The 22436-nt window shown below is 72.6% G+C and carries 19 protein-coding genes and 1 pseudogene; 13 read left to right on the top strand and 7 right to left on the bottom strand.

Annotation, left to right across the window (positions count from 1 at the left end; all coding sequences use genetic code 11):
• Positions 1-567: 567 nt before the first annotated feature.
• The 6 genes from KBX08_RS29185 to KBX08_RS29160 all read left to right on the top strand — a co-directional run bounded on the left by KBX08_RS29185 (position 568) and on the right by KBX08_RS29160 (position 7541).
• On the top strand, positions 568-2445 hold the full coding sequence (locus KBX08_RS29185) for a hypothetical protein (RefSeq protein WP_374101974.1): 1878 nt from the start codon (positions 568-570) through the stop codon (positions 2443-2445).
• Positions 2446-2468: 23 nt separating this feature from the next.
• Positions 2469-3443 carry an alpha/beta fold hydrolase gene (locus KBX08_RS29180; protein WP_210786564.1) on the top strand — a complete coding sequence of 325 codons (975 nt, stop codon included), beginning with the start codon at positions 2469-2471 and terminating at the stop codon, positions 3441-3443.
• Between the two features lie 5 nt (positions 3444-3448).
• Positions 3449-4294 (top strand): DUF3152 domain-containing protein, encoded by an 846-nt coding sequence (locus tag KBX08_RS29175; RefSeq protein WP_210786562.1) that lies wholly within the window; start codon positions 3449-3451, stop codon positions 4292-4294.
• Between the two features lie 104 nt (positions 4295-4398).
• Positions 4399-5220, top strand: a complete 822-nt coding sequence (locus KBX08_RS29170; protein ID WP_210786560.1) for a DUF3152 domain-containing protein — start codon at positions 4399-4401, stop codon at positions 5218-5220.
• 123 nt (positions 5221-5343) lie between these two features.
• A complete protein-coding gene (gene moeZ, locus KBX08_RS29165; RefSeq protein WP_196919866.1) occupies positions 5344-6525 on the top strand; it encodes an adenylyltransferase/sulfurtransferase MoeZ in 1182 nt (393 codons plus the stop codon).
• 179 nt (positions 6526-6704) lie between these two features.
• Positions 6705-7541, top strand: coding sequence for a terpene cyclase/mutase family protein (locus KBX08_RS29160; protein ID WP_307850680.1), 837 nt, complete (start codon positions 6705-6707; stop codon positions 7539-7541).
• Positions 7542-7553: 12 nt separating this feature from the next.
• On the opposite strand, the gene KBX08_RS29155 is transcribed toward KBX08_RS29160, so the two are convergent.
• Together KBX08_RS29155 and proB are read right to left on the bottom strand one after the other, a co-directional pair.
• Positions 7554-8795: a glutamate-5-semialdehyde dehydrogenase gene (locus KBX08_RS29155; protein WP_210786558.1), complete on the bottom strand. Its 1242-nt coding sequence runs from the start codon at positions 8793-8795 to the stop codon at positions 7554-7556.
• A 117-nt stretch (positions 8796-8912) separates the two neighbouring features.
• Entirely contained in the window at positions 8913-10070 is a 1158-nt protein-coding gene (gene proB / locus KBX08_RS29150; RefSeq protein ID WP_210786555.1) for a glutamate 5-kinase, read from the bottom strand.
• Between the two features lie 13 nt (positions 10071-10083).
• Here proB and KBX08_RS29145 point away from each other — a divergent pair, with 13 nt between their 5' ends.
• Genes KBX08_RS29145 through KBX08_RS29135 form a run of 3 tightly spaced genes read left to right on the top strand, consistent with a single transcriptional unit; the run spans position 10084 to position 13352 of the window.
• Entirely contained in the window at positions 10084-10398 is a 315-nt protein-coding gene (locus KBX08_RS29145) for an MGMT family protein (protein ID WP_196919863.1), read from the top strand.
• Positions 10399-10430: 32 nt separating this feature from the next.
• Entirely contained in the window at positions 10431-11816 is a 1386-nt protein-coding gene (locus tag KBX08_RS29140) for an MFS transporter (protein WP_210786553.1), read from the top strand.
• Positions 11817-11843: 27 nt separating this feature from the next.
• On the top strand, positions 11844-13352 hold the full coding sequence (locus KBX08_RS29135; RefSeq protein WP_210786551.1) for an aminotransferase class V-fold PLP-dependent enzyme: 1509 nt from the start codon (positions 11844-11846) through the stop codon (positions 13350-13352).
• Between the two features lie 52 nt (positions 13353-13404).
• Here the strand turns inward: KBX08_RS29135 and KBX08_RS29130 are convergent, their stop codons facing one another.
• From KBX08_RS29130 to KBX08_RS29115, 4 genes are all read right to left on the bottom strand, one after another.
• Positions 13405-14610 carry a hypothetical protein gene (locus tag KBX08_RS29130; RefSeq protein WP_210786549.1) on the bottom strand — a complete coding sequence of 402 codons (1206 nt, stop codon included), beginning with the start codon at positions 14608-14610 and terminating at the stop codon, positions 13405-13407.
• Complete coding sequence (locus KBX08_RS29125; RefSeq protein ID WP_374101973.1) at positions 14603-15169, bottom strand: SigE family RNA polymerase sigma factor; 567 nt, start codon at positions 15167-15169, stop codon at positions 14603-14605. Before KBX08_RS29125 ends, KBX08_RS29130 begins: the two co-directional genes overlap by 8 nt.
• 243 nt (positions 15170-15412) lie before the next feature.
• Positions 15413-16612 (bottom strand): hypothetical protein, encoded by a 1200-nt coding sequence (locus KBX08_RS29120; protein WP_210786547.1) that lies wholly within the window; start codon positions 16610-16612, stop codon positions 15413-15415.
• Positions 16605-17141: an RNA polymerase sigma factor gene (locus KBX08_RS29115; protein WP_238689181.1), complete on the bottom strand. Its 537-nt coding sequence runs from the start codon at positions 17139-17141 to the stop codon at positions 16605-16607. The genes KBX08_RS29120 and KBX08_RS29115 overlap by 8 nt, the downstream gene beginning before the upstream one ends.
• 219 nt (positions 17142-17360) lie before the next feature.
• Between KBX08_RS29115 and KBX08_RS29110 the strand changes: the two genes are divergently transcribed.
• Both KBX08_RS29110 and KBX08_RS29105 read left to right on the top strand, forming a co-directional pair.
• Positions 17361-17942 (top strand): NADH-quinone oxidoreductase subunit B, encoded by a 582-nt coding sequence (locus KBX08_RS29110; protein WP_210786543.1) that lies wholly within the window; start codon positions 17361-17363, stop codon positions 17940-17942.
• 71 nt (positions 17943-18013) lie between these two features.
• Positions 18014-19330, top strand: coding sequence for a DUF2252 domain-containing protein (locus KBX08_RS29105; protein WP_210786541.1), 1317 nt, complete (start codon positions 18014-18016; stop codon positions 19328-19330).
• Between the two features lie 16 nt (positions 19331-19346).
• Here the strand turns inward: KBX08_RS29105 and KBX08_RS29100 are convergent, their stop codons facing one another.
• Complete coding sequence (locus KBX08_RS29100) at positions 19347-20393, bottom strand: glucose 1-dehydrogenase (RefSeq protein WP_210786539.1); 1047 nt, start codon at positions 20391-20393, stop codon at positions 19347-19349.
• A 105-nt stretch (positions 20394-20498) separates the two neighbouring features.
• Here KBX08_RS29100 and KBX08_RS29095 point away from each other — a divergent pair.
• Both KBX08_RS29095 and KBX08_RS29090 read left to right on the top strand, forming a co-directional pair.
• Positions 20499-21095 (top strand): annotated as a pseudogene (locus KBX08_RS29095) (NADH-quinone oxidoreductase subunit C); the annotation flags it as partial.
• A 236-nt stretch (positions 21096-21331) separates the two neighbouring features.
• Positions 21332-22294, top strand: coding sequence for a complex I subunit 1 family protein (locus tag KBX08_RS29090; RefSeq protein ID WP_030329816.1), 963 nt, complete (start codon positions 21332-21334; stop codon positions 22292-22294).
• Positions 22295-22436: the final 142 nt, after the last annotated feature.

Here is a 22436-nt window from a genome sequence, read left to right as displayed (position 1 = left end):
GAAACGCACCGGGCCGGGGAGTCGTCGGCCATCGAGCCCGACTGGTCGGGGCCGAGCTGGAACCGCCCGAGCTGGGGTGGCGGGTGGGCCCCGCCCTGGTCCCGCCAGGACGACGAGCCGGCTGGCCCGGCAGCACGGGACGAGTCGGCGCCGGACTGGGTCGGCGAACCCCACCAGCCGTACGAGCCGGTGCGCGCCGAGGTGCCCCGTCCGTACGAGCCGGTGCGCGCCGATCCGCCTCGGGCGTACGAACCCGTCCGGGTCGAATCCGAGCCCACCCCGGAACGCCCCGCCGAACCGACCAGCGCGCCACCGGCTGACGGTCCGTCCTGGGCGGGGGGTGCGTCGCCGACCAGTGGTCCGCCTGCCGATCGTCCGTCCTGGGCGGGGCCCGGGGCGACCGGCGGACCTCGCGCCGACCGCCCGTCCTGGGCGGGCGGGGCCGACCCCGACCCCACCAGCGCGTCGCCGGCGCGGCCCTCCTGGGCTGGGGGGTCCGATCCGACGCCGACCAGCGTGCCGCCGGCGCGGCCGTCCTGGGCCGGCGGGTCCGAGGCGGCGACCAGCGTGCCACCGGTACGACCGTCCTGGGCCGGCGGATCCGAACCGCCCGCGACCGGCGCGGCGTCGACGCGGCCGTCCTGGGCCGGCGGTGCCGATCCGGCACCGGCCAGCTCCCCGCCGACGCGACCCTCCTGGGCCTCCAGCCCGGCATCGACCGACCCGTCCGCACCGGCCGAGGCGATACCCCCGGCACCCGTCGGACCGCCTCCGGCGCCGGCCGGGCCGCCTCCCACGCTGACCGACGCGCCACCGGCTCCGGCAGGCCCGTCGCTGGTCGCGGAGCGGTCGTCCTGGACCGGCGGTTCGCCGACGGCGAGCAGTTCCCGGGCCGAGCGGCCGGACTGGTCCGAGGGTCGGCTCCCGGCCACCCCGGTCGAGCGCCCGTCGTGGCCGGCCAGCCGATCGGCCGGCGCCGGTGGGGGCGACGGAGGCGAGACGCCCGGCCGGTCCCGGCCCGACGTCCGACCGACCGCACCGTTCCGGCTCCGGCCGGCGACACCCGAGCCCGGTCCGTCACCCGTCGAGCCGCCCCCATCGGCCGCGCCGGTAAACGGCTCGCCATCGACTGACGCCACCCCGTCCGCCACCGCAGCGGTCCCGCCCACCGCCGCCAAGGGTTCCGGCCGCCGCGATCAGCCCGCACCGGCGTCCGCCTCCGCCTACGCGGCGCGCCGATCCGCTCCGGACCCGACGTCGCCGGCCGACGACGGCCGGCAGTCGGCTGCGAGCGCGGTGGTGCTGCCGCAGCGCGTCCCCGCAGAACCGGACGTGCCCGTCGTGCCGGAGCCGCCAGCCGTGGAGCCACCCGCCGAAACCCCGGAACTCGCCCGCATCGCCACCCACCTGCGCCGGGACGACGAGCCAGCCCCACTGCGTGAGCGCCCCGAGGGGTTCGACGTCAACGCCATCCTGGACGCCGTCCGGGAGGTGGCCGGTGTCCGCGACGCGGCCCTGCGCCGCACGCCGGCGGGGGCGCACAGTCTGCGACTGGACCTGGCCGACGGCGCCGACCCGGCCGAGGTGAGCCGGCAGGTGGCCCGGCTGCTCCAGGAGCGGATGGGGTTGGCCGCGGCCCCGCAGAACGTGCCCGGCCTGCCCAGCACGCCACCGCCACCGGTCCGCCGTCGCGCGGCCGAACCCGCCGAGCGGCGTACCCCGGAGACTCGAAACGCGGCTTCGCGCGATCCCGGCGAGATTCGGTCGGCCGAGTCGCCGACGGTCGCCCGCCCGTCCGGCGGTCGGGTCGAGTCCCCGCCGGCCGGCCCGGAGCAGCGGACCGGCACCGACTCGACCCGCCGCCGCCGGTCGAACGCTCCGCACCGGGGGCGCGCCACCGTGGAGGAACCCGGGTCGGTCTCGTCCGCGCCGACCGGCGCCGCGACCGGTAGCCCGGCGACGCTGGGCACGTCGTACTCCGGTGGTCAGGTGACCACGACGGAGTCGGCGCCGTCCCGGCCGCTGGAGACCGGCGGTACGCCGGGGCCCCGAGTGGTGATCGACCACGTGCAGGTCAGCACCTTCGGTCTGGACGCGAACGTGGAGGTCCGGCTGCTGGCCGGGGGCGACAGCGCCTCCGGGTACGCCACCGGGCCGGCGGTGGACGGCTACGTGTTGCGGCTCTGCGCGGTGGCGGCGGCTGCCGCGGTGGACGAGTTGCTGCGCGGTGCCGAGAACGCCGAGCGGGGGCGCTGTTTCGTCGAACACGCTGCGGTGGTGCCGTTCGGCAATTGCGAGGTGGCCACCGTGGTGGCGCTGCTGGTCTGTGAGGGCTGGGTCGAGCAGCTCGCCGGGTCGGCCCTGGTCGCGGGTGATCCCCGTCAGGCGGTGGTCCGGGCGACGCTGGCGGCGGTCAACCGTCGGCTGGAGGCGCTGCTGTCCTGAGTGGTCCGAGGCAGACTGGAGCAATGAGACGCGCCACCCTCTGGCCGGACCACCTACTCCCCGACGACCGCGTTCCGCCGCCGTGGCCGGGCCGGGAAGTCCGCCTCGACGGACGGGTCACGTACGTCCGGGACACTCCGGCCACCGCCGCCGGCGCGGAGCCGGCGCTGTACGTGCACGGGTTGGGCGGGTCGTCGCAGAACTGGACCGACCTGGCCGGGCTGCTCGCCGACCGGCTGGACGGTCAGGCCATCGACCTGCCCGGCTTCGGCCGTAGCGAGCCGGGCCCGAGCTACACGATTCCGGCCTTCGCGGATCTGGTCGTCCGCTGGATCGAGCAAACCGGTCGAGGGCCTGTGCACCTGTTCGGCAACTCGCTGGGTGGCGCGGTCGCGGTCCAGGTCGCCGGGCTCCGGCCGGAGCTGGTCCGCACCCTCACCCTGATCTCCCCGGCGCTGCCGTTCCTGGATTTCCGGCGCTCGTTGCAGGGGCGGATGCTGCCGGTGCTCGCCATCCCCCGAGGTGAGCGGCTGGTCGCCCGGCACCTCACCCAGATGGCTCCCGAGGTGATGGCCCAGCAGGTGCTGGAGGCGTGCGTCGCCGACCTCAGCCGGATCTGCGATCAGCGCCGGGCCGAGGCGTTGGAGGAGATCCGGGTGCGGTACGAGGCCGAGCACTACGCCGCCGCGTACGTCCGGACGTTCCGTGGGCTGGTCTCCAGCTTCCTGCGGGCGTACCTGCCGGGGCCGGGGTCGCTGTGGCGCCTCGCCGAGGCGGTACGCGCACCGACCCTGGTGGTGGGCGGTCTTCAGGACCGTCTGGTCGACGTGCGGGTCGCGCCGCAGACCGCCCGGGTCATTGCGGACAGCCGATTGATGATGCTCGGCGGCGTCGGCCATGTGGCGCAGTTGGAGGTTCCCCGGCTGGTTGCCCGCGCGGTGGTCGGTCTGCTCGCCGAAACGGAGGACACCGCGGGGCGGTCTGATCTGGCAGGCTGACCTGGATGCCCAGCTCAGCCCGCCATCCTGCTCGCCGTCGGCGACGTTTCGCGCTGTTCGCCCAACTGGTGGCGGTGGTGGTGGCCGTCGGCGCGGCGGTGACAGTGATCGCCGAGGGGCCGGGTGGGCATCCCGGCGCTGACCGGTTGGCCGCCGAGGAGATCGGCCCGCCGCCGCTGGTGGCCGGGCCGCTGCCGCCCGACCCGTCGCCCTCTGACGCGGTTCCGTCCAGCCCGCCCCCGGTGTTGCGGGTGCCCGGCGTGGTTCCGAGCGCCGGCACGGGCGGGTTCGGCTATGACGCCCGCTCCGGCCCGGTGCTGGGTCGGGCGGGTGAGCTGCGGCGTTACCGGGTCGCTGTGGAGTCGGGCAGTGCCGAGGACGTCGCCGAGTTCGCCCTGGCGGTTGAGGCGGCGCTCGCCGGGCCGGGCAGTTGGGTCGACAGCGGCAGGTTGCGGCTACAGCAGGTGCCGGGGGCCGCGCCTCGGGACTTCACCGTCTACCTGGCCACCGCCCGCACCGCGGGTCGGATGTGCGCGACGGGTGGGGTGGACATCCGGATCGGCGGTCGCCCGTACACGTCCTGTCGGGCGCCCGGCCAGGTGATCATCAACCTGGATCGGTGGCGGTTGTCAGTGCCGCACTTCGTCTCGGCCGGCGTGCCGTTGACGGTCTACCGGACGTACGTGGTCAACCACGAGGTGGGTCACCAGCTCGGGCATCGGCACGAGCGCTGCCCCGGCGCGGGCCGGCCGGCGCCGGTGATGATGCAGCAGACGCTCTTCCTCAACGGCTGTCGGGTCAACCCGTGGCCGTATCTGAACGGGCGTCGATACGCCGGTCCCGCCCTGTGAGTTGCTCGGCCCGACACGCCGACTGTTGGCCCCTCCATCAGGCGTCTTGCGGCAATAGCGATAAAATCGGAGAAATGCCCGAATAATCTGGCAGGCTCGATCGTATGACGCCGTCGTCCCCTTACGGCCCGCCCCGGCCGCCCGAGCACCGGTCGGCGTTGCGGGGTGTGCGTCCCGCGTTCGTCCGGATGCACCGGCGTCGTCGTCGCAGCATGCTCCTCGGCCTGCTCGTGCTCGCGGCCGCCATCGGGGTGACGGTGAGCCGGGGCGGCGAGTCGTCGGTCGAGCCTCCGGCCACCACGCAGGGCGGAATGGGCCACGGAGGTGGGGTGGCCGCGCACCCGGCGTCCACCGGCTATCCGTCGGTCGGAGCGGGGCGCTTCACGGCGGCCGACGGCGAGACACCCGTGCACGGCACGGACGGGCCGCTGCACCGATACCGGGTCGTCGTCGAACGAGGCGCCGGCCAGGACGCGGACGTGTTCGCCGCCAGTGTGGACGAGGTGCTGGCCGACCCGCGCAGTTGGATCGCGTCCGATGAGCTGCGGGTGCAACGGGTGGCCGACGCCGGGGCCGCCGACTTCACCATCTACCTGGCCACCCCTGTCACGTCCGAGCGGATGTGCGCCGAGGGCGGGCTGACCACCGAGCGCTACACCTCCTGTCGCCTGCCCGGCCAGGTCATCATCAACCTGGCCCGCTGGATGGAGGCGGTCCCCGACTACGGCGCCTCGCTGGACACCTACCGGACCTACGTCATCAACCACGAGGTGGGCCATGAGTTCGGCGAGGAGCACGAGGCGTGCCCCGGCCCGGGGGAGCCCGCCCCGGTGATGCAGCAGCAGACGTACGGGCTGCACGGCTGCGTCGCCAACGCCTGGCCGTACCTCGACGGTCGTCGTTACGCGGGGGACATCGTCCCCTGATCTGCCGGGTCGTCGGTTATTCCCGCTCCCGCATACCGGACCACGTGTCGTCCCTCATGGCCGAGAGGGCTTCCCGCGAGCAACAATGGCGCGGTTCACACCGCCGATCCCGGGGAGTCCACCGTGTCGTTGCCCCCGCTCGTCGAGCCCGCCGCCGAGCTGACCGTAGACGAGATCCGCCGCTACTCACGTCACCTGATCATTCCGGACGTCGGGGTGACCGGCCAGAAGCGGCTGAAGAACGCCCGGGTGCTCTGTGTCGGCGCCGGTGGCCTCGGGTCGCCCGCCCTGATGTACCTCGCCGCGGCCGGGGTCGGCACGCTCGGCATCATCGACTTCGACACCGTCGACGAGTCGAACCTCCAGCGCCAGATCATCCACGGCGTGTCCGACATCGGCCGGTCCAAGGCCGAGTCCGCCGCCGCGTCGATCCGCGAGATCAACCCCCTGGTCAACGTGGAGATCCACAACACCGCGCTGGACCGGGAGAACGTCCGCGAGATCTTCGCCCAGTACGACCTGATCGTCGACGGCACCGACAACTTCGCCACCCGCTACATGGTCAACGACGCGGCGGTGCTGCTGGGTAAGCCGTACGTCTGGGGGTCGATCTACCGCTTCGACGGTCAGGCGTCGGTGTTCTGGGCCGAGCACGGCCCCTGCTACCGGTGCCTCTACCCGGAGCCGCCGCCGCCCGGCATGGTCCCCTCCTGCGCCGAGGGTGGCGTGCTCGGCGTGCTCTGCGCGTCGATCGGTTCGATCCAGGTGAACGAGGCGATCAAGCTGCTCACCGGCATCGGTGAGCCGCTGGTCGGCCGTCTGATGGTCTACGACGCCCTGGAGATGGAATACCGCAAGATCAAGGTCCGTAAGGACCCGAACTGCGCGCTCTGCGGCGACAACCCGACGGTCACCGACCTGCTGGAAGACTACGAGGACTTCTGCGGCGCGGTCTCCGAGGAGGCCCAGGAGGCGACGCTCGACTCGACCATCACCGCCCTGGAGCTCAAGGAGTGGCAGGACGCCGGCAAGGACATCTTCCTCGTCGACGTACGCGAGCCGGCCGAGTACGAGATCGTCCAGATCCCCGGTGCCACCCTGATCCCCAAGGGCGACATCATCTCCGGTGAGGCCCTCGCGAAGCTGCCACAGGACCGGCAGATCGTGCTGCACTGCAAGTCCGGCGTCCGCTCGGCGGAGGCGCTCGCCGCGCTCAAGGCGGCCGGATTCAAGGATGCCGTGCACGTGCAGGGCGGCGTGCTCTCCTGGATCAAGCAGATCGACCCGTCGCTGCCCGCGTACTGACCGGTCGAGCCGGGGCGGCCCTGGCGCGGCCACGCCGCCGCGCCGGGGTGGCCCACGCGGCTGCCCCGGCAAATCGACGCAGATGACGCCGAGCGGCCGTCCGGCCAGAGCGACGCAGCCATTCCGAGCTGGCCGATTCTCCGAGGCGGCATCGCGTCTGCGCAGGTAGCGTCTCCGCCGTGGTCGACTTGGAAGCCGCGATCGGGTTCGTCGTGGCGCATGGGGATGCGGTGGAACGCGCCCGCCTCTCCTGGCTCCGCAACGGCACGGCCGTGCCCGCCGAGTTGCTGGAGACGGCCGAGGTCGGCCAGTCACCGGACGGCGGCTGGCCGGCCACCTGGGCCGGCGAGGTCGCCTCGATCGACGCCACCTGCTTCCGGCTCGTCGAGCTGGACGACCTGGGCGCGCTCGGCCGTCCCGCCGCCCGCCGCGCCCTGGACTGGCTGGCGTCCCGGCAACAGGCCGACGGCGGTTGGGAAGAGGACGCGTCGCTGGCCGACTCGGCACCGGAGTGGGCCCGTCCCGGCGACCCGGAGGCCGGGTTCCTCGTGTCGGCCAACGCCGGTTTCTGGCTCACCGTCGCTGGCCTGGACGCCCGGGCCTCGGGTCCGCTCGACCATCGGGTCGGTGGGGCGTACGCCGGGGTGGTGCAGGCGGCGGCCCACTCGCTCGCCGCGCGGCTGCGTCCGGACGGTAGCTGGCCGTCGTACCTCGCCGCCGGCTGGCTGAGCGCGGCCGTGCTGCACCGGCAGGAGATGTTCCAGGAGTCCGCCCGGATCCAGGTGGCGCTCGCCGAGCGGATGCCGAAGATGACCCCCGGGGACGTGGCGTGGCTTGCGGCCACGTTGCGCCGCGCCGGCGTCGACCCCCAGGACTGGATCATGGTGCGGGCGCTGCGCCGGCTGACCGAGACCCAGCGCAGCGACGGCGGCTGGGAGAGCGACGACGGCCACCAGTTCGACGTGCACGCCACGCTGGCCGCGATCCGGGCGGCCCGGCCCACCCCGCCCGGCTGAGCCGCCCCGTCGCTAGCGCACGTGTCCGTCGCCGGTGACGACGTACTTGGTGCTGGTCAGCTCGGGCAGGCCCATCGGACCGCGAGCGTGCAGCTTCTGGGTGGAAATGCCGATCTCCGCACCGAAGCCGAACTCGCCCCCGTCGGTGAACCGGGTCGAAGCGTTCACCATCACCGCCGCCGCGTCCACCCTCGCCACGAAGTCGCGGGCCGCGCTGGCCGAGTCGGTGATGATCGCCTCGGTGTGCCCGGTGCCGAAGCGGCGGATGTGCGCGACCGCCGCGTCCAGTGAGTCCACCACCGCCACCGAGATGTCGGCGGACAGGTACTCGGTCGCGTAGTCCTCCTCGGTCGCCGGGACCACGGCGGCGGAGTGGGCGGCCACCTCGGGTGAGCCGTGCACTGTCACCCCCGCCTCGGCGAACGCGGCCAGCACCGGCGGCAGGAACGCGTCGGCGATGCCCGCGTGCACCAGCAGCGACTCGGCGGTGTTGCAGGTGGACAGGCGTTGCGTCTTGGCGTTCAGCGTCACCGCGACGGCCTTCGCCAGGTCGGCGGCGGCGTCGACGTAGACGTGGCAGTTGCCCACCCCGGTCTCGATCACCGGCACTGTCGACTCCTCGACCACGGTGCGGATCAGCGATGCGCCACCGCGCGGAATGAGCACGTCGACGAGACCTCGGGCGCGCATCAGCTCCTTGACCGAGTCACGGGAGCTGGCGTCGAGCAACTGCACCGCGTCGGCGGGCAGACCGGCCCCGGCGACCGCGTCGCGCAGCACCGCGACCAGCGCGGCGTTCGAGTGTGCGGCCGACGACGACCCGCGCAGCAGCGCCGCGTTGCCGGACTTGAGGCAGATCCCGGCGGCGTCCACCGTCACGTTGGGCCGCGCCTCGTAGATGATGCCGACCACCCCGAACGGCACCCGGATCTGGCGCAGCTCCAAGCCGTTGGGCAGGGTGGACCCGCGGACCACCTCGCCGACCGGGTCGGGCAACGCGGCCATCTCACGCAGCGCGTCGGCGATGCCGGCCACCCGACCCCCGTCGAGCGCGAGCCGGTCCAGCACGGCCGCGCTCAGCCCGGCCTCACGGCCAGCCGCCAGGTCCGTCTCGTTCGCGGTCAGGATCTCCGGGGTACGCGCCACCAGCGCGTCGGCCATCGCCACCAGCGCGACGTCCTTGACCGTACGCGTGGCCACTGCCAACTCAGCGGCGGCGTCCCTCGCCCGTCGCGCCTGCTCAACCACGCTCATGCCAGCACTCCGCTTCGCTCCGTGTCGACCTGAGGCACCACAGCCCTGAATCGATGATTCGCTCGCTGACGCTCGCTCATGCCAACGCTCCTCAGATGGGGTGGGAAGGTCCTCGGGTCACAGCAGCACCAGGTCGTCGCGGTGGACGACCTCTCGTTCGTACGCCGGGCCGAGCGCCGCGGCGAGTTCGGACGTGGAGCGGCCGAGCAGCCCCGGTAGCTCCACCGCGTCGTAGTTGACCAGCCCGCGGGCGACCGATGCGCCGGCGGTGTCCACCAGGTCCACCGGGTCGCCCGCCGTGAACGTGCCGTCCACGGCGGTGATGCCGGCCGGGAGCAGCGACTTGCGCCGCCCGACGACGGCGGCGACCGCGCCCGGGTCGAGGTGCAGCCGCCCCCGGGGTGAGGTGGCGTGGGCCAGCCAGAACAGCCGGGCCGTCGGCCGTCGCCGCTGCGGGTGGAAGAGCGTGCCGACCGGTTCGCCGGCCAGTGCCGGCGTGGCCAGGTCGGCGGCGGTGAGCACCACCGGGATGCCGAAGCCGGTGGCGATCCGCGCGGCCTCGACCTTGGTCACCATGCCACCGGTGCCGACGCCGGACCGGCCGGCCCCGCCGATGGTGATGCCGGAGAGGTCCGCGTCGTCGCGCACCTCGGCGATCCTGGTCGAGCGCGGGTTGGTGGGGTCACCGGTCCAGAGCGCGTCCACGTCGGAGAGGAGCACCAGCAGGTCGGCGTGCACCAGCGCGGCCACCAGGGCGGCCAGCCGATCGTTGTCGCCGAACCGGATCTCCTGGGTGGCCACCGTGTCGTTCTCGTTGACGATCGGCACCGCCCGCAGGTCGAGCAGCTTGCGCAGCGTCCGGTACGCGTTGCGGTAGTGCGCTCGCCGGGTCACGTCGTCGACGGTGAGCAGCACCTGCCCGACGGTGCGGCCGTGCCGGGCGAAGCTGGCCGCGTACCGGCCGATCAGCAGCCCCTGCCCGACGCTGGCGGCGGCCTGCTGGGTGGCCAGGTCGCGCGGGCGTCGGGACAGCCCGAGCGGGGCGAGCCCGGCGGCGATGGCGCCGGAGGAGACCAGCACCACCTCGCGCCCTTCGGCGGTGAGCCGACCGAGGGTGTCGACCAGCGTGTCGACGCGCTCGTCGGCCAACCCGCCGGTGGCGGTGGTCAACGAGGAGGATCCGATCTTGACGACGACCCGCCGGGCCGTCGTGACTGCGTCGCGCACCCGACCATTCTGCGTGGTCACGGCCGCACCGCCCGGCGGCGTTCCCATATGGTGGCGGATTGTGACTCCAGACGAGTACGTCGAGGCGGTGCTCGACCTGGTCGAGCGGATTCCGGAGGGCCGGGTCATGTCGTACGGCGGGGTGGCCGACGCGCTGTCCGAGCGCTCGGGCCGTGCCTCGGCCCGGTTGGTCGGCAACATCATGGCCCGGCACGGAGGCTCGGTGCCCTGGCATCGGGTGGTGACCGCGAGTGGTCGACTGCCGCCGGGGCACGAACGGGAGGCGCGGGCCCGACTGCGGGCCGAGGGTGTGCCGCTGCGCGGCGAGGGTGTGGACATCGCGGCGGCAGGCTGGTCGCCTGATGAGGGGATGTGACCGCCGCCCTAACGTGAGTAACATTCGGGCCCATGAAAACGCCGCCGGGCGCCGGCTCGTCAGCCACCGGCTCGCTGCCCCGATCGGTGCACGCCGGCTACGCGCTCGGTTCCCTGGCGACCGGAGCGTTCGGCACCGTGCCCGGCCTGCTGCTGCTGCCGTACCTGACCGACACCCTGGGCGTGGCCGCCGGACTGGCCGCCCTGCTGGTGTTGCTGCCCAAGGCCTGGGACGTGCTGGTCAACCCGGTCGCCGGGCGGATCTCCGACCGCACCCGGTCGCGGTGGGGCGCCCGCCGGCCGTACCTGCTCGTGGCCGGTCTCGCGCTCGCCGTGCTGTTCGCGTCGATCTTCGCCGCGCCCTTCGGTAACGGTCCGGCGGCCGTGGCGTACGTGGCGTTCGCGTTCCTCGCCACCGCCACCGCGTTCGCCTTCTTCCAGGTGCCGTACGTGGCGATGCCGGCGGAGCTGACCGGCGACTACGCCGAGCGCACCCGGTTGATGACCTGGCGGATCGCGGTGCTGGCGCTGGCCATCCTGGTCTCCGGCGCGGTCGCGCCGCTGGTGGTGAGCGCCGGTGGTGACGGCGTGGCCGGGCACCGCTGGATGGGCCTGTTCGTGGCGGTGCTGATCGCCCTCGGCGCCCTCGGCGCGTTCCTGGGCACCCGGTCCGCGCCGACCGGCACGGTGGGCGAGAGCGAGCCGACGCTGCGCGCCCAGCTCGCCGTGGCCGGCGCCAACCGTCCGTTCCGGGCACTGCTGATCTGCTTCGTGGTGCAGTCCGCCGGGGTGGCGACGATCCTGGCCGGGGTCAACTACTTCGCCGGGCAGATCCTGCGCGACGAGGAGAGCGGGCCGACCCTGCTCTTCGTCTGCTTCGTCGGGCCGGCGCTGCTGGTGATGCCCATCTGGAGCCGGATCGGTGCCCGGCTGGGCAAGCGCACCGCGCTGGTCGTCGCCTCGCTGATCCTCGCCGTCGGTGCGTTCGCCCTGGTCGCCGCACCGGCGTTGCCGGCGGTGGCCGTCTATCTCGTGGTCGCGCTGATCGGCGTGGGGTATGCCGGGCAGCAGGTCTTCGCGCTGGCCATGTTGCCGGACTGCATCGCGCACGAGACGGCGCGCACCGGTCGACGGCAGGCGGGCGTCTTCACCGGGCTGTGGACGGCCGGGGAGACCTTCGGCCTGGCGCTCGGCCCCGGTATCTACGGGCTGGTGCTCCAGCTCTCCGGCTACGTGTCCTCCGACACCGGCTCGGCGGCCGCCCAGTCCGACACGGCGAGACTGGGTGTCCTCCTCGGTTTCACGCTGATCCCGGCCCTGCTGATCGCCGCTCCGATCCTCCTGCTCCGCCAGTACACCCTCACCGCCCACAGCGACCTGGTCGATCATGGAGTTGTGGTGGGGGACGAAAGCCGTTGACCGTCACGAGAAGGGCACCGTAACTCCATGATCGACGAGAACAGGGTTGAGGCTGGGGCGCTTTCCGCCACCGGGGTTCCGGCGGAACGGGTTCTGGAGGAGGTGCGGAAGCTGCGGGCCAGTGACGCGCCCACCCACGGGGGACGGCTGTTCGCGTACGTCTACGACCCGGCGGTGCCCGGGCTGGACGAGCTGGCCGCCGCCGCCCACCGGGAGAGCGCGCACGTCAACGGGTTGGACCCGACCGCGTTCCCGTCCCTGCTGGCCATGGAGAACGCGCTGGTCGGCGCCGCCGGCCGGGTGCTGGGCGCCGGCCCCGGGACCACCGCCCCGGACGTCGTCGGCAGCGTCACCAGCGGCGGCACCGAGTCACTGATCCTCGCCGTCAAGACCGCTCGGGACGCCCACCCGGAGATCACCGCGCCTCGGATCGTGGTGCCGTCGAGCGCGCACGCGGCATTCGCCAAGGCGGCGCACTACCTGCGGGTGGCGCTGGACGTCGTGCCAGTCTCCCCGGAGACGCTGCGTCCCGACCCGGCCGCGATGGCCGCCGCGATCCGTCCGGAGACGGTCCTGGTCGCCTGCTCCGCGCCGTCCTACGCGCACGGGGTGGTGGACCCGGTCACGCAGATCGCGGCCGCCGCGGCCGAGGCCGGGGTGCGCTGCCACGTCGACGCCTGCTTCGGCGGCTGGACCCTGCCGTACCTGCGCCGGCTCGGGGAGCCGGTGCCGCCGTTCGACTTCGCGGTGCCCGGGGTCACCTCCATCTCGGTCGACCTGCACAAGTACGCGTACGCCCCGAAGGGGGTGTCCGTGCTGCTGCACCGCGACGCCACGCTGCGCGCCCCGCAGTACTTCGCGTACGCGGACTGGCCCGGCTACACCATGATCAATCCGGTGATCGCGTCCACCCGCTCGGGCGGTCCGATCGCCGCCGCTTACGCCACAGTGCGGCACCTCGGCGACGAGGGTTACCTGCGGCTGGCCGCCATCACCCGGGACGCGGTAACCGGGCTGGCCGATGCGGTCCGCGCCGTCGACGGCTTGCGGCTGATGGCCGAGCCGGAGTCGACAGTCGTCTGCTTCACCGCCACCGAGGGCGGGCCCGACCTGTTCGTCCTGGTCGACGAGCTGACCGCGCGGGGCTGGCACACCCAACCCCAGCTCTCGTACGCCGGTCTGCCCGCCAGCGTGCACCTCACGGTGACCGCCGCGGTCGCGCCCCGGGTCGCCGAGTTCGGGCCGGACCTGACCGACGCGGTGGCCGCAGCCAGGGCCGCCGGCCCGGTGCGGCTGCCCGCCGAGTTGGCAGCCCTGGTCGGCGCGCTGACCCCCGAGGCGCTGACCCCGGACCTGATCGTCGGCCTGGCCGCCGGGCTGGGCCTGGGCGGCGAAGTGGGTTCGGACGCGGGACCACTGCCGGAGCGGATGGCGCTGGTGAACACCCTGCTCGACGCCGCGCCATCGGCGCTGCGCGAGCGGTTGCTCGTGGAATTCGTCAGCCTGCTGCAACGCCCCAGCTGGGCGCCCAGCTGACCGCGCGGCAACGGGCCCGGCCGTCGGTGCCAGCCGGGCCCGATCGGCCGGATCAGGGAGCCACCCGCACCTCCACGAAGTTGTTCTTGAAGGTCAGGTCCTGCCAGCGCCGGTCCTGGTCGTCGTAGTGCACCACCCGGACGCTGGGCTGTCTCAACGCCGTGGGATCGACCAGCAGATGGAACGTGTACGCCCGGCGCTCCCCGGCCCGCAGGCCGGCTGTGCGGCAGGTCGTCCCCGAGTCGTCGCCTCCCCGCCACGGCACGCAGATCGACGAGTCGGCAGTGCTCATCGCCCCGATCTGGCCAATTTCGGCGAAGCCGACGTGTGCCACGTCCACCGGCCCCGTGTTGGTCAGGCTCAGGCTCAGGGTGCCCGGACGTTTCCCGTCGGCACCGGCCGGCCCGAGTACGAGGTTGCCGCCGGTCAGCACCAGGTCGGTCAGCCGAGGGTCCTTGCCGAAGGACCTCGGCCCGTCGCTCTGGGTGAACCGGCCGTCGTGCCAGCGGTACGTCCGCCACTGGTTCTGCGCCCAGTAACTCGGCGTCGAGCAGCAGGGCTGGATGTCGGCCACCTGAGCCCGCACCTTCCCGTCCTCGGTGACGGCGGCGTCCGTGATGTCGTCGAGCCCCTCCATGGTGCCGACGACCCGAGCCATGGTCACGATGCGACCGTGCCGGTCGCGGTCGAACGCGACGAGTTGTTTCGCCGAGGCCTCGCCGAGCCGGCAGGTGACCAGGGCGACCGTCTCGGTCGCGCCATCGCCGTCCAGGTCGGTGTAGCCCAGGTCCAGGTCCGCCAGTGTCGACACACCTGTGTCGCGTCCCGAAGGCCGCAGCCGAACGTCCGAGGTGGCGCAGTGCGACGCGTACGAGGGCCAGGCCGGCAGGTCGACGCGGGCGGCCAGCAACTGGGCCCGGCTGATCCGGCCGTCCGGCGCGGCCGGACTCGTGGTCGTGGTGGTGCTGGGCGTCAACGGGGTCGACGGCGTCGGTGCGGGAGCGCTCGGCGGTGGTGTGGTCGGCTCGCCGGTCTGCGCCGGCGTCGGAACCGATCCGTCGTTCCGCAGGGCGGCGTTGGCGACGATCGGTGCGACCGCCAGGACAATCGCCGTCACGGCCACCGCCGCAGCCCTCGCCTGCCGACGCCGACGAAGGGTACGCCGGGCCTGGTCGGGTCCCGGACCGGCGATCTGGGAGATCGTCTCGGCACGGTACGCAGCGAACCGCTCCCGTAGCCGCGGGTCGATGTCAGACATTGCCCATCCCCTCGATGCTCTCGTCGAGCAGCCCCGCCAGCGCTGTCCGGCCGCGGTGCAACCAGGACTTGACAGTGCCCTCGGCCACCCCCTCCTGACTCGCTATCTCACTGACCGGCAGGTCGGCGAGGTAGTGCAGGATGACGGCCCGCCGGTGGTTGGCGGGCAGTCGGGCCAGCGCGGCGTCGATCGCCACCCGATCGGGCGTCGGCCCGGCCATCGTGGCCTCGGCCCGCCGCTGCCGGAGCAGGTGGTTGCGCGCGGTTCGGAGCCGCCGCCAACGGCTCCGGGCGAGGTTCCAGGCGACCTGCCGGACCCAGGCGACCGGGTCGTCGTACCGGGCCAGCCGGTCCCACCGGGCCAGGGCCCGGCAGAACGCCTCCTGCGCGAGGTCCTGAGCCTGTGAGAGGTCGCCCACGTAGGCGCCCAGTTGGCTGGTCACGTTGCGAAAGTGCGCGTGGTAGAAGTCGTCGAAGCTCACCGTCGTGGTGCGCTCCCCGGCCATCGCGGCAATCGCCCCCGGTGGCTCGTTGGCACGGGCTCCCGTCATCACTGTCACTGCCCCTCCCCGTTCACCGTCGGGCCCGTACCCGAGGCGGTCGTACCACTCGCTGATCGGGGTCGTTCCCGTGCTCCCCGTTGTCGGCGCTCCTGCTCGGCGTGCCGTACCCCGTTAGAAGTCTCGAACGGGCCTCGGGGTTGCAGCCCGACGCCGTGGTTCGACTGTCGTGTGGGGGACTGAGTGGCGAGGCGGGATCCGACCGCGGGTCGGGTCCCCGTCGGGCGACGGGGACCCGACCGGTCAGCGGTACGTGATCACGACAGTGTTGTCGGTGCCGTAGACCTCCTCGACGAAGTCGAAGGCTGAGTCCATCGGCCGGGCGTCCACCTCGGCCTTTCCGGATCCGACTGTGGCACCCGCCGCCACCCGGAAGCCCAGCGTGAGCCGGAGTTCCTTGCCCCCTTCGAGCCGGTTCAGGTCACAGGTGACCGGCTCTCTGGTCGTTCCCGGGTCGTTGCGGCAGGCCGCCCAGCCGCCGCCGTCCGGGCGGATCGCCGCCGGCAGGCCGAGCCGCAGCGCCACATGGGCGGCCGGACCCGTGGCTCCGTTGCGGATGCGTACGGTCATCGTGCCGGTCCGGGAGCCGTCCGTTGCCGTGGTCAGCGTCAGATCAGTTGAGGTGACGACCAGGTTGACATCGTGCTTGTTGGTGCCGAAGGTCGTCGGACCGGAGACCTGCGCGAAGGCGTCGCCCTTCCAGCGGTAGCCCCGCCACTGCCGCTGTGACCACTCGGCGGGCCAACCGCCCCCGGGAGCGATGTCACCGACCTGCACGCGGACCGTGCCGTCGCCCACGACATCCAGCGCGAACAGCCACTGCGGCTTGTCGATGGTGGTCGCGACCACCCGGCCGACTGTCGTCACCTTTCCTTCCTTGTCGCGGTCGAAGGCGACCACCTGCATCGGCCCGCGGGTGCCGAGTACGCACTGCACGAGGGCCACCGTCTCCACCGCGCCGTCCCCGTCGATGTCGCCGTGGTCGAGCGCCAGGAGCCAGTTCGCGCCCTCCCGGGCGTCGGCGGTGAGCCGGGTTTGCGACGTCGGGCAGCCTCGTCCGGCCCGCCATGCCGGCAGGGTCACCGGCACCCCCAGCAACTGTGCCCGGCTGAACCGGCCGTCCGGCACGGGGATGGTCGGGCTGGCACTGGTCCCGGCGGGGCTGGGGGTTGGAGTCGACGGTGGCGTCGGCGACACCGACACGCTCGGCGTCGGCTCGACCGGACCCGGCCGGTGCTCAGTGCCGCTCATCGCCGCGTATCCGACGGCCGACCCGCCGAACAGGGCGAGCGCCGTCGTGGCAGTGGCAGCCAGCCGTCGTCGGCTGCGGCCTCGTACCGTCCGCCGAACAGCGGCAGGTCCCGGTGCCTCGACCTCCGGCAGCGCGGTGCGACGGTAGCGGGCGAACTCTTCGGCGAGGTCAAGAATCTCCTGCTCAGACATCCCGCACCTCCTCGTTGGTGTCGCGTAGAAGTGTGGCGAGAGCGGCCCGGCCCCGGTGCAGCCAGGACTTGACAGTCCCTTCGGCGACCTGTTCCTGGGCGGCGATCTCGGCGACCGTCAGGTCGGCGAGGTAATGCAGCACGACGGCCCGCCGCTGCTTCGGCGGCAGCTTCGCCAGGGCGGCGTCGACAGCGACCCGGTCCGGGTTCGGCTCGGCGACGTGTGTCTCCCGTTGCCGCAGCAGCCACAGCTGGGCGGTACGCAGCCGTCGCCAGCGGTTGTGGCCCAGGTTCCAGGCGACCCTACGGACCCAGGCCAGAGGGTCCTCGTAACCGACGAGCTGGTCCCAGCGGGCGTACGCCCGACAGAACGCCTCCTGAACCAGTTCCTGCGCCTGCCCACGGTCACCCGTGTACGCGGTCAACTGCACCACCAACCCCCGGAAGTGGGCGTGGTAGAAGTCGTCGAAGACCAGCTCCGCCGGTTTGGAGGTTGCGCCTCCCGGCAGGTCCGGCGGGCGTCCGCCCACCCGCACATCTCGTGTCACAAGCACTCGTCCTCCCCGTGGCGGCTGCGGGCGGTGTGTTCGCCAGCACCGGTCACACAAGCGAGCGCGCCAGTAGGTTGCGCGTCGATCGCTGCCGATCCTTGTCGGCTCCGGGACAGTTGGTGGGCCCCTCGGGCCGATCACCGCCGGACCGCGCGGACGCCGTCTGTGATTCACTGTCGGTGAGGAGAGGGGGCGGTCGTGCAGCTACCGGCAGTGCTCGGCGAGCCGATCCGGTTCGTGCTGAACTGGGGCCGTCGCTACTCGCTCTGGGTGTTCAACTTCGGTCTGGCCTGCTGCGCCATCGAGTTCATCGCCACCAGCATGGGTCGGCACGACTTCATCCGACTCGGCGTGATCCCGTTCGCCCACGGCCCCCGCCAGGCCGACCTGATGGTGGTCTCCGGCACGGTGACCGACAAGATGGCCCCGGCGATCAAGCGGCTGTACGACCAGATGCCCGAGCCGAAGTACGTCATCTCGTTCGGCGCCTGCTCCAACTGTGGCGGCCCCTACTGGGATTCGTACTCGGTGACCAAGGGCGTCGACCAGCTCATCCCGGTCGACGTGTACGTGCCCGGCTGCCCGCCCCGGCCGGAGGCGCTGCTGCACGGCATCCTGCGCCTGCAGGAGAAGATCGCCGCCGAACAGTCCGGCATCGGGGGTGTGCCGCAACGGGACGTGCTGGCCGCACCGCTGGACGCCCCGCCGCGTGAGGCCGCCCCGCCACGCTCGGTCGACTCGCTCACCGCTCCACCGGTACGCCCACCCACCGCCGGCTGACGGCGTGAGTCACCACCCACGACGGCGCGCTCGCCACCCTGTTGTGGACCCGCCGCACTAGCCTGCGCACTATGACCAGCTCAGCGGACCAGCGGTCCACCCACATCGTCGACGTGCTCACCGAGGAGTTCGGCGCGTCGATGGCGATCGACCCGGCCGCCTTCCGCCGCAAGTTCCGCAAGATGGCGGCGTCGCCGTTCGCCTTCTACCGGGGCAGCGCCGCGCTGTTCTACGCCGACCAGCTCGGCGACTTCGCCGACGACCGGTTCTCCGACGAGCAGACCAGCCGGGTGTGGATCCACGGTGACCTGCACGCGGAGAACTTCGGCACCTACATGAACGCCTCCGGGCAGCTCGTGTTCAACGTCAACGACTTCGACGAGGCGTACGTCGGGCCGTTCACCTGGGACCTGCGCCGGCTCGCGGCCAGCGTGGCGCTGCTCGGCTACGGCAAGGCACTCTCCGACACGGCGATCGGGGAGCTGGTGGCCGGGTTCGCCCGGTCGTACCTGACCGAGCTGCGGGCCATCGCCGCCGGTGGCGACGACGCGATCGGTTCGATCACCCTGGACAACGCCGACGGGGTGCTGCGCCGGGTGCTCCAACGGGCCCGGCTCAACACCCGCGTGGACCTGCTCGCCGCGCAGACCACCATCGACAACTACGAGCGACGCTTCTCCATCGGCGACGGTGTCTTCGAGATCGACGCCGCCACCCGGGACCTGGTCAGCGCCGCCTTCCAGGACTACCTGGGCACCCTGCCAACCGCCTCGGCGCAGCTGCGCCCGGTGGCGGCGCGGATCAAGGACGTGGTGCTGCGCAAGGGGGTGGGCATCGGCTCGGCCGGGCTGCCGTCGTACAACCTGCTGCTGGAGGGGCACACCCAGGCGCTGGAGAACGACGTCGTCATCTACATGAAGCAGGCGCAGGTGCCGGCCGTGGCGCGGTACGTCACCGACGAGTCGGTCCGCGGCTACTTCCAGCACCAGGGTCACCGGACCGCCGAGTCGCAGCGGGCGTTGCAGGCGCACGCCGACCCGTGGCTGGGCTTCACCGAGCTGAACGGGACCGGTCAGCTGGTCGCCGAGGTCTCCCCGTACGCCGCCGATCTGGACTGGTCGGACGTGAACGAGCCGGAGGAGCTGACCGGGGTTCTCGTCGACCTCGGCCGGGCGGTGGCCCGGATGCACTCGGTCGCCGACGACGAATCCAGTCACGACCTGGTGGACTACTCCACCGAGGAGGCGATCGTCGCGGCGGTGGACGCCGACGAGCCGGGTTTCGTCGCCCACCTGGTGGACTTCGCGCACGCGTACGGGGTGCGCGCCCGCCAGGACCATCAGCTCTTCGTCGACCTGTTCCGCAACGGTCGGCTGCCGGGCATCTGATCGGGCGCGGCGTCGCTCAGGACGCGAACTCCAGCACCACCTTGATGTCGTCCGGCCCGGGGGTGTACGCGTCGGCGTACCGGTTCGCCGGCACCCGTCGGGTGATCAGCGACTCGAGCCAGACCTGGTCGGCGCGGGCGAGCGCCTGCGCGGCCATGGTCCAGTGTCGCCGGTTGGCGTTCACCGAGCCGAACACCACGTTGTTCTCCAGCACCAGCGCCCGGTTGAGCGCCCCGGCGTCGAAGTCGATGCTCCGACCACCGCTGGACACCCCGGCCAGGCAGACGATCCCGGTCGGGGCCGCCTTGCACATGACGTCGAGGACCACTGTGGGAGCGCCGGTGCACTCGATCACCACGTCCGGCTCGAAGGGCAGGTCGTTGACCGGCACCGTGTGGTAGGTGGCGCCGAGCCCGGCGACCAGTTCCGGCTTCGGCCCCTCGGTGTTCCGGTCCAGCACGTGGACGGTGAGCCCTCGCTGGGTGCCGAGCAACGCGGCCAGCAGACCGATCGGCCCCGCCCCGGTCACCAGCACGGTCTGCGGCTGCCATTCGGCCCGGTGCCCGATCCGCTCGATGTGGTCCCAGGCCTTCGCCACCACACTTGTCGGCTCCAGCAGCACTCCCACCTGGGCCAGTGTCGGGTCGAGCGCGACAGCGAACCGCGGCTCGACCCGCCAGCGGTCGCGGGCGAACCCGGCCAGTCCCTTGATGCCGTGTTCGGTGTACTGGCCGTTGCGGCACATGTCCCACTCGCCGACCGCGCAGTTCGGGCAGGGCACCGGGTCGGGATGCCTGACGATCCCGGCCACCAGGTCACCAGGTTGCAGGGTGCCGCTGGGGTCCTCGATGACCCGGCCCAGTGACTCGTGCCCGATGACCAGGCGGTCGGCACCCGGCGGCGCCTCGCCGTACTCCCCGGCGATGATCTCGTGGTCGGTGCCGCAGATCCCCACCGCCAGCGCCTCGACCAGGACAGAGCCCTCCTCGGCAGCCGGCTCCGGCTGATCCTCGACGAGGTTCAGCGAATTGGCGACCCCTGGTCTCACTGTCACAGCGCGCACGCCCCCATCTTTCCCCGCCGAGGCGTGCGCCGCGCCCAAAGCCGGCAGATCGCTGGGCATCGGCGGCGGCCAGGCGCGGGCTCGGCCGGCACTAGGATCAGCGGCATGACTCCCGAAGAGGTCGGCGCTCGGCTGGTCGCGCTGCTCGCGCCGGTTGAGGCGACCCCGTCGGTCTCCGGCGGGCAGAGGTTCGCCCGGGCCACAGTCGATGTGCCGCCCGAGAGTTGGCTGACAGCGGTTTCCGCCGCCCGTGACGACGCCGAGTTGGCCTGCGACTTCTTCGACTGGCTCTCCGCCGTCGACGAGTTGGCCGAGGGCTTCGACGTGGTGGCGCACCTCTGGTCGACGCGACTGCGCCACGGCGTACTGCTGCGTACCCGGGTGCCGCGCGGTGCGCCCACTGTCGCCTCGGTGGTCGACGTCTACCCCGGTGCCGCCTGGCACGAGCGGGAGACGCACGAGATGTTCGGCATCGACTTCGCCGGGCATGGGGAACTGCTGCCGCTGCTGCTGCCGCCGGAGTTCGAGGGTCACCCGCTGCGTAAGGAGTTCGTGTTGGCTTCCCGGGTGGCGAAGCCCTGGCCGGGTGCGAAGGAGCCGGGCGAGTCCGAGGCCGGCGGCGGGCGTCGACCGATCCGCCCGCCGGGCGTTCCCGCTCCGGGCGAGTGGGGGCCCACGCCCACGCCGGCCGGCGCCGGTGGGGTGGGGGAGGGCCCGCGTGGCGGCACCCCGGCCAGGCCGGCCGGTGAGCGTCCGGCGCGGCCCGCCCCGGGGGCCCGTCCGGCGCGTACTCCCCGACCGGCCGACGCCACAGACGGCCCGGCTCCGGCCGCCGAGCCCGCGCCCGGCGCAGGCTCGGCCGACCAGCCCGCGCCCGGCACGGCCGCACCTGACAAGCCCGGCGATGGCCGGAGCGATCACGACGGGGGTACGGCCTGATGCCGCTCTGGGTGGAGTTGGTGCTCCGGATCGGCGGCGTGGTGGTCGCGTTCCTCACCCTGCCGTTGCTTGTCGGCCAGGCCGAGCACAAGGTGATGGCGCACATGCAGGGTCGGCTCGGCCCGATGTACGCGGGCGGCTTCCACGGCTGGGCGCAGCTCGTGGCCGACGGGGTCAAGTTCGTGCAGAAGGAGGACATCACCCCGCGCGAGGCGGACCGGGCGGTGTTCCGGTTGGCGCCGGCGGTGGCCCTGGTGCCCTACCTGCTGGTGCTGCTGGTCATTCCGCTCGGTCCGAACGACCTGGTCGGGCAACCGTTGGACATCGGCCTCTTCTTCGTGCTGGCCGTGGTCGGCGTCGGGGTGGTGGCGGTGCTGATGTCGGCGTGGGCGTCGGCCAACAAGTACAGCCTGCTGGGCGGGTTGCGCGGGGCGGCCCAGTTGCTCGGTTACGAGCTGCCGCTGGTGCTGGCCGCCGCGTCGGTGGCGATGGCGGCCGGCACGCTCAGCCTGTCGGGCATCGTCGAGGCGTGGCAGCCGTGGTGGCTGCTCTGGCAGGCACCCGCGATGATCATCTTTTTCGTCGCCGGGCTGGCCGAGATCCGTCGGCCACCGTTCGACATGCCGGTGGCCGACTCGGAGCTGGTCTTCGGCTACATGACCGAGTACACCGGTCTGCGGTTCGCGTTCTTCCTGCTCGCCGAGTACGTCGGCATCGTGGTGATCGCCGCGCTGACCACTGTGCTGTTCCTGGGTGGTTGGCAGGGCCCGTTCGCCGACGACCAGTTGGGCTGGCTCTGGACGCTGCTCAAGATCTTCGCGGTCTCCTTCGTGATCATATGGCTCCGGGTTTCCTACCCCCGGCTACGCGAGGACCAACTCCAGCGCCTCTGCTGGCTGGTCCTCGTACCCGCATCCCTGGCCCAACTGGTCCTCACCGCAGCAGTCCGCATAGCCCTGTAGACCCCCCCGAACTCCCGCGCCGATCTGTGAGTGGGGGTTGTCAAGGGGTGCGGTGGTGGGTGGTGATGGTTCGGTAGAGCTGTCGGGCGATGTAGCGCTTGAGGCAGCGGGTGATTTCTCTGGTGGTGCGGCCTTCGGCGCG

Source organism: Micromonospora sp. H61 (assembly GCF_018070325.1).
GTDB classification, from domain to species: domain Bacteria; phylum Actinomycetota; class Actinomycetes; order Mycobacteriales; family Micromonosporaceae; genus Micromonospora; species Micromonospora salmantinae.
This window is presented reverse-complemented; position numbering and strand designations above follow the sequence as displayed.

What these genes read in the sequence shown, in the direction of transcription:
- KBX08_RS29130 (WP_210786549.1), bottom strand. Translation starts at nt 14,610, where the DNA reads ATGTCTGACATCGACCCGCGGCTACGGGAGCGGTTCGCTGCGTACCGT.
- KBX08_RS29090 (WP_030329816.1), top strand. Translation starts at nt 21,332, where the DNA reads ATGCCGCTCTGGGTGGAGTTGGTGCTCCGGATCGGCGGCGTGGTGGTC.
- KBX08_RS29155 (WP_210786558.1), bottom strand. Translation starts at nt 8,795, where the DNA reads ATGAGCGTGGTTGAGCAGGCGCGACGGGCGAGGGACGCCGCCGCTGAG.
- KBX08_RS29170 (WP_210786560.1), top strand. Translation starts at nt 4,399, where the DNA reads ATGACGCCGTCGTCCCCTTACGGCCCGCCCCGGCCGCCCGAGCACCGG.
- KBX08_RS29175 (WP_210786562.1), top strand. Translation starts at nt 3,449, where the DNA reads ATGCCCAGCTCAGCCCGCCATCCTGCTCGCCGTCGGCGACGTTTCGCG.
- KBX08_RS29135 (WP_210786551.1), top strand. Translation starts at nt 11,844, where the DNA reads ATGATCGACGAGAACAGGGTTGAGGCTGGGGCGCTTTCCGCCACCGGG.
- proB (WP_210786555.1), bottom strand. Translation starts at nt 10,070, where the DNA reads ATGGGAACGCCGCCGGGCGGTGCGGCCGTGACCACGCAGAATGGTCGG.
- KBX08_RS29105 (WP_210786541.1), top strand. Translation starts at nt 18,014, where the DNA reads ATGACCAGCTCAGCGGACCAGCGGTCCACCCACATCGTCGACGTGCTC.
- KBX08_RS29120 (WP_210786547.1), bottom strand. Translation starts at nt 16,612, where the DNA reads ATGTCTGAGCAGGAGATTCTTGACCTCGCCGAAGAGTTCGCCCGCTAC.
- KBX08_RS29180 (WP_210786564.1), top strand. Translation starts at nt 2,469, where the DNA reads ATGAGACGCGCCACCCTCTGGCCGGACCACCTACTCCCCGACGACCGC.
- KBX08_RS29140 (WP_210786553.1), top strand. Translation starts at nt 10,431, where the DNA reads ATGAAAACGCCGCCGGGCGCCGGCTCGTCAGCCACCGGCTCGCTGCCC.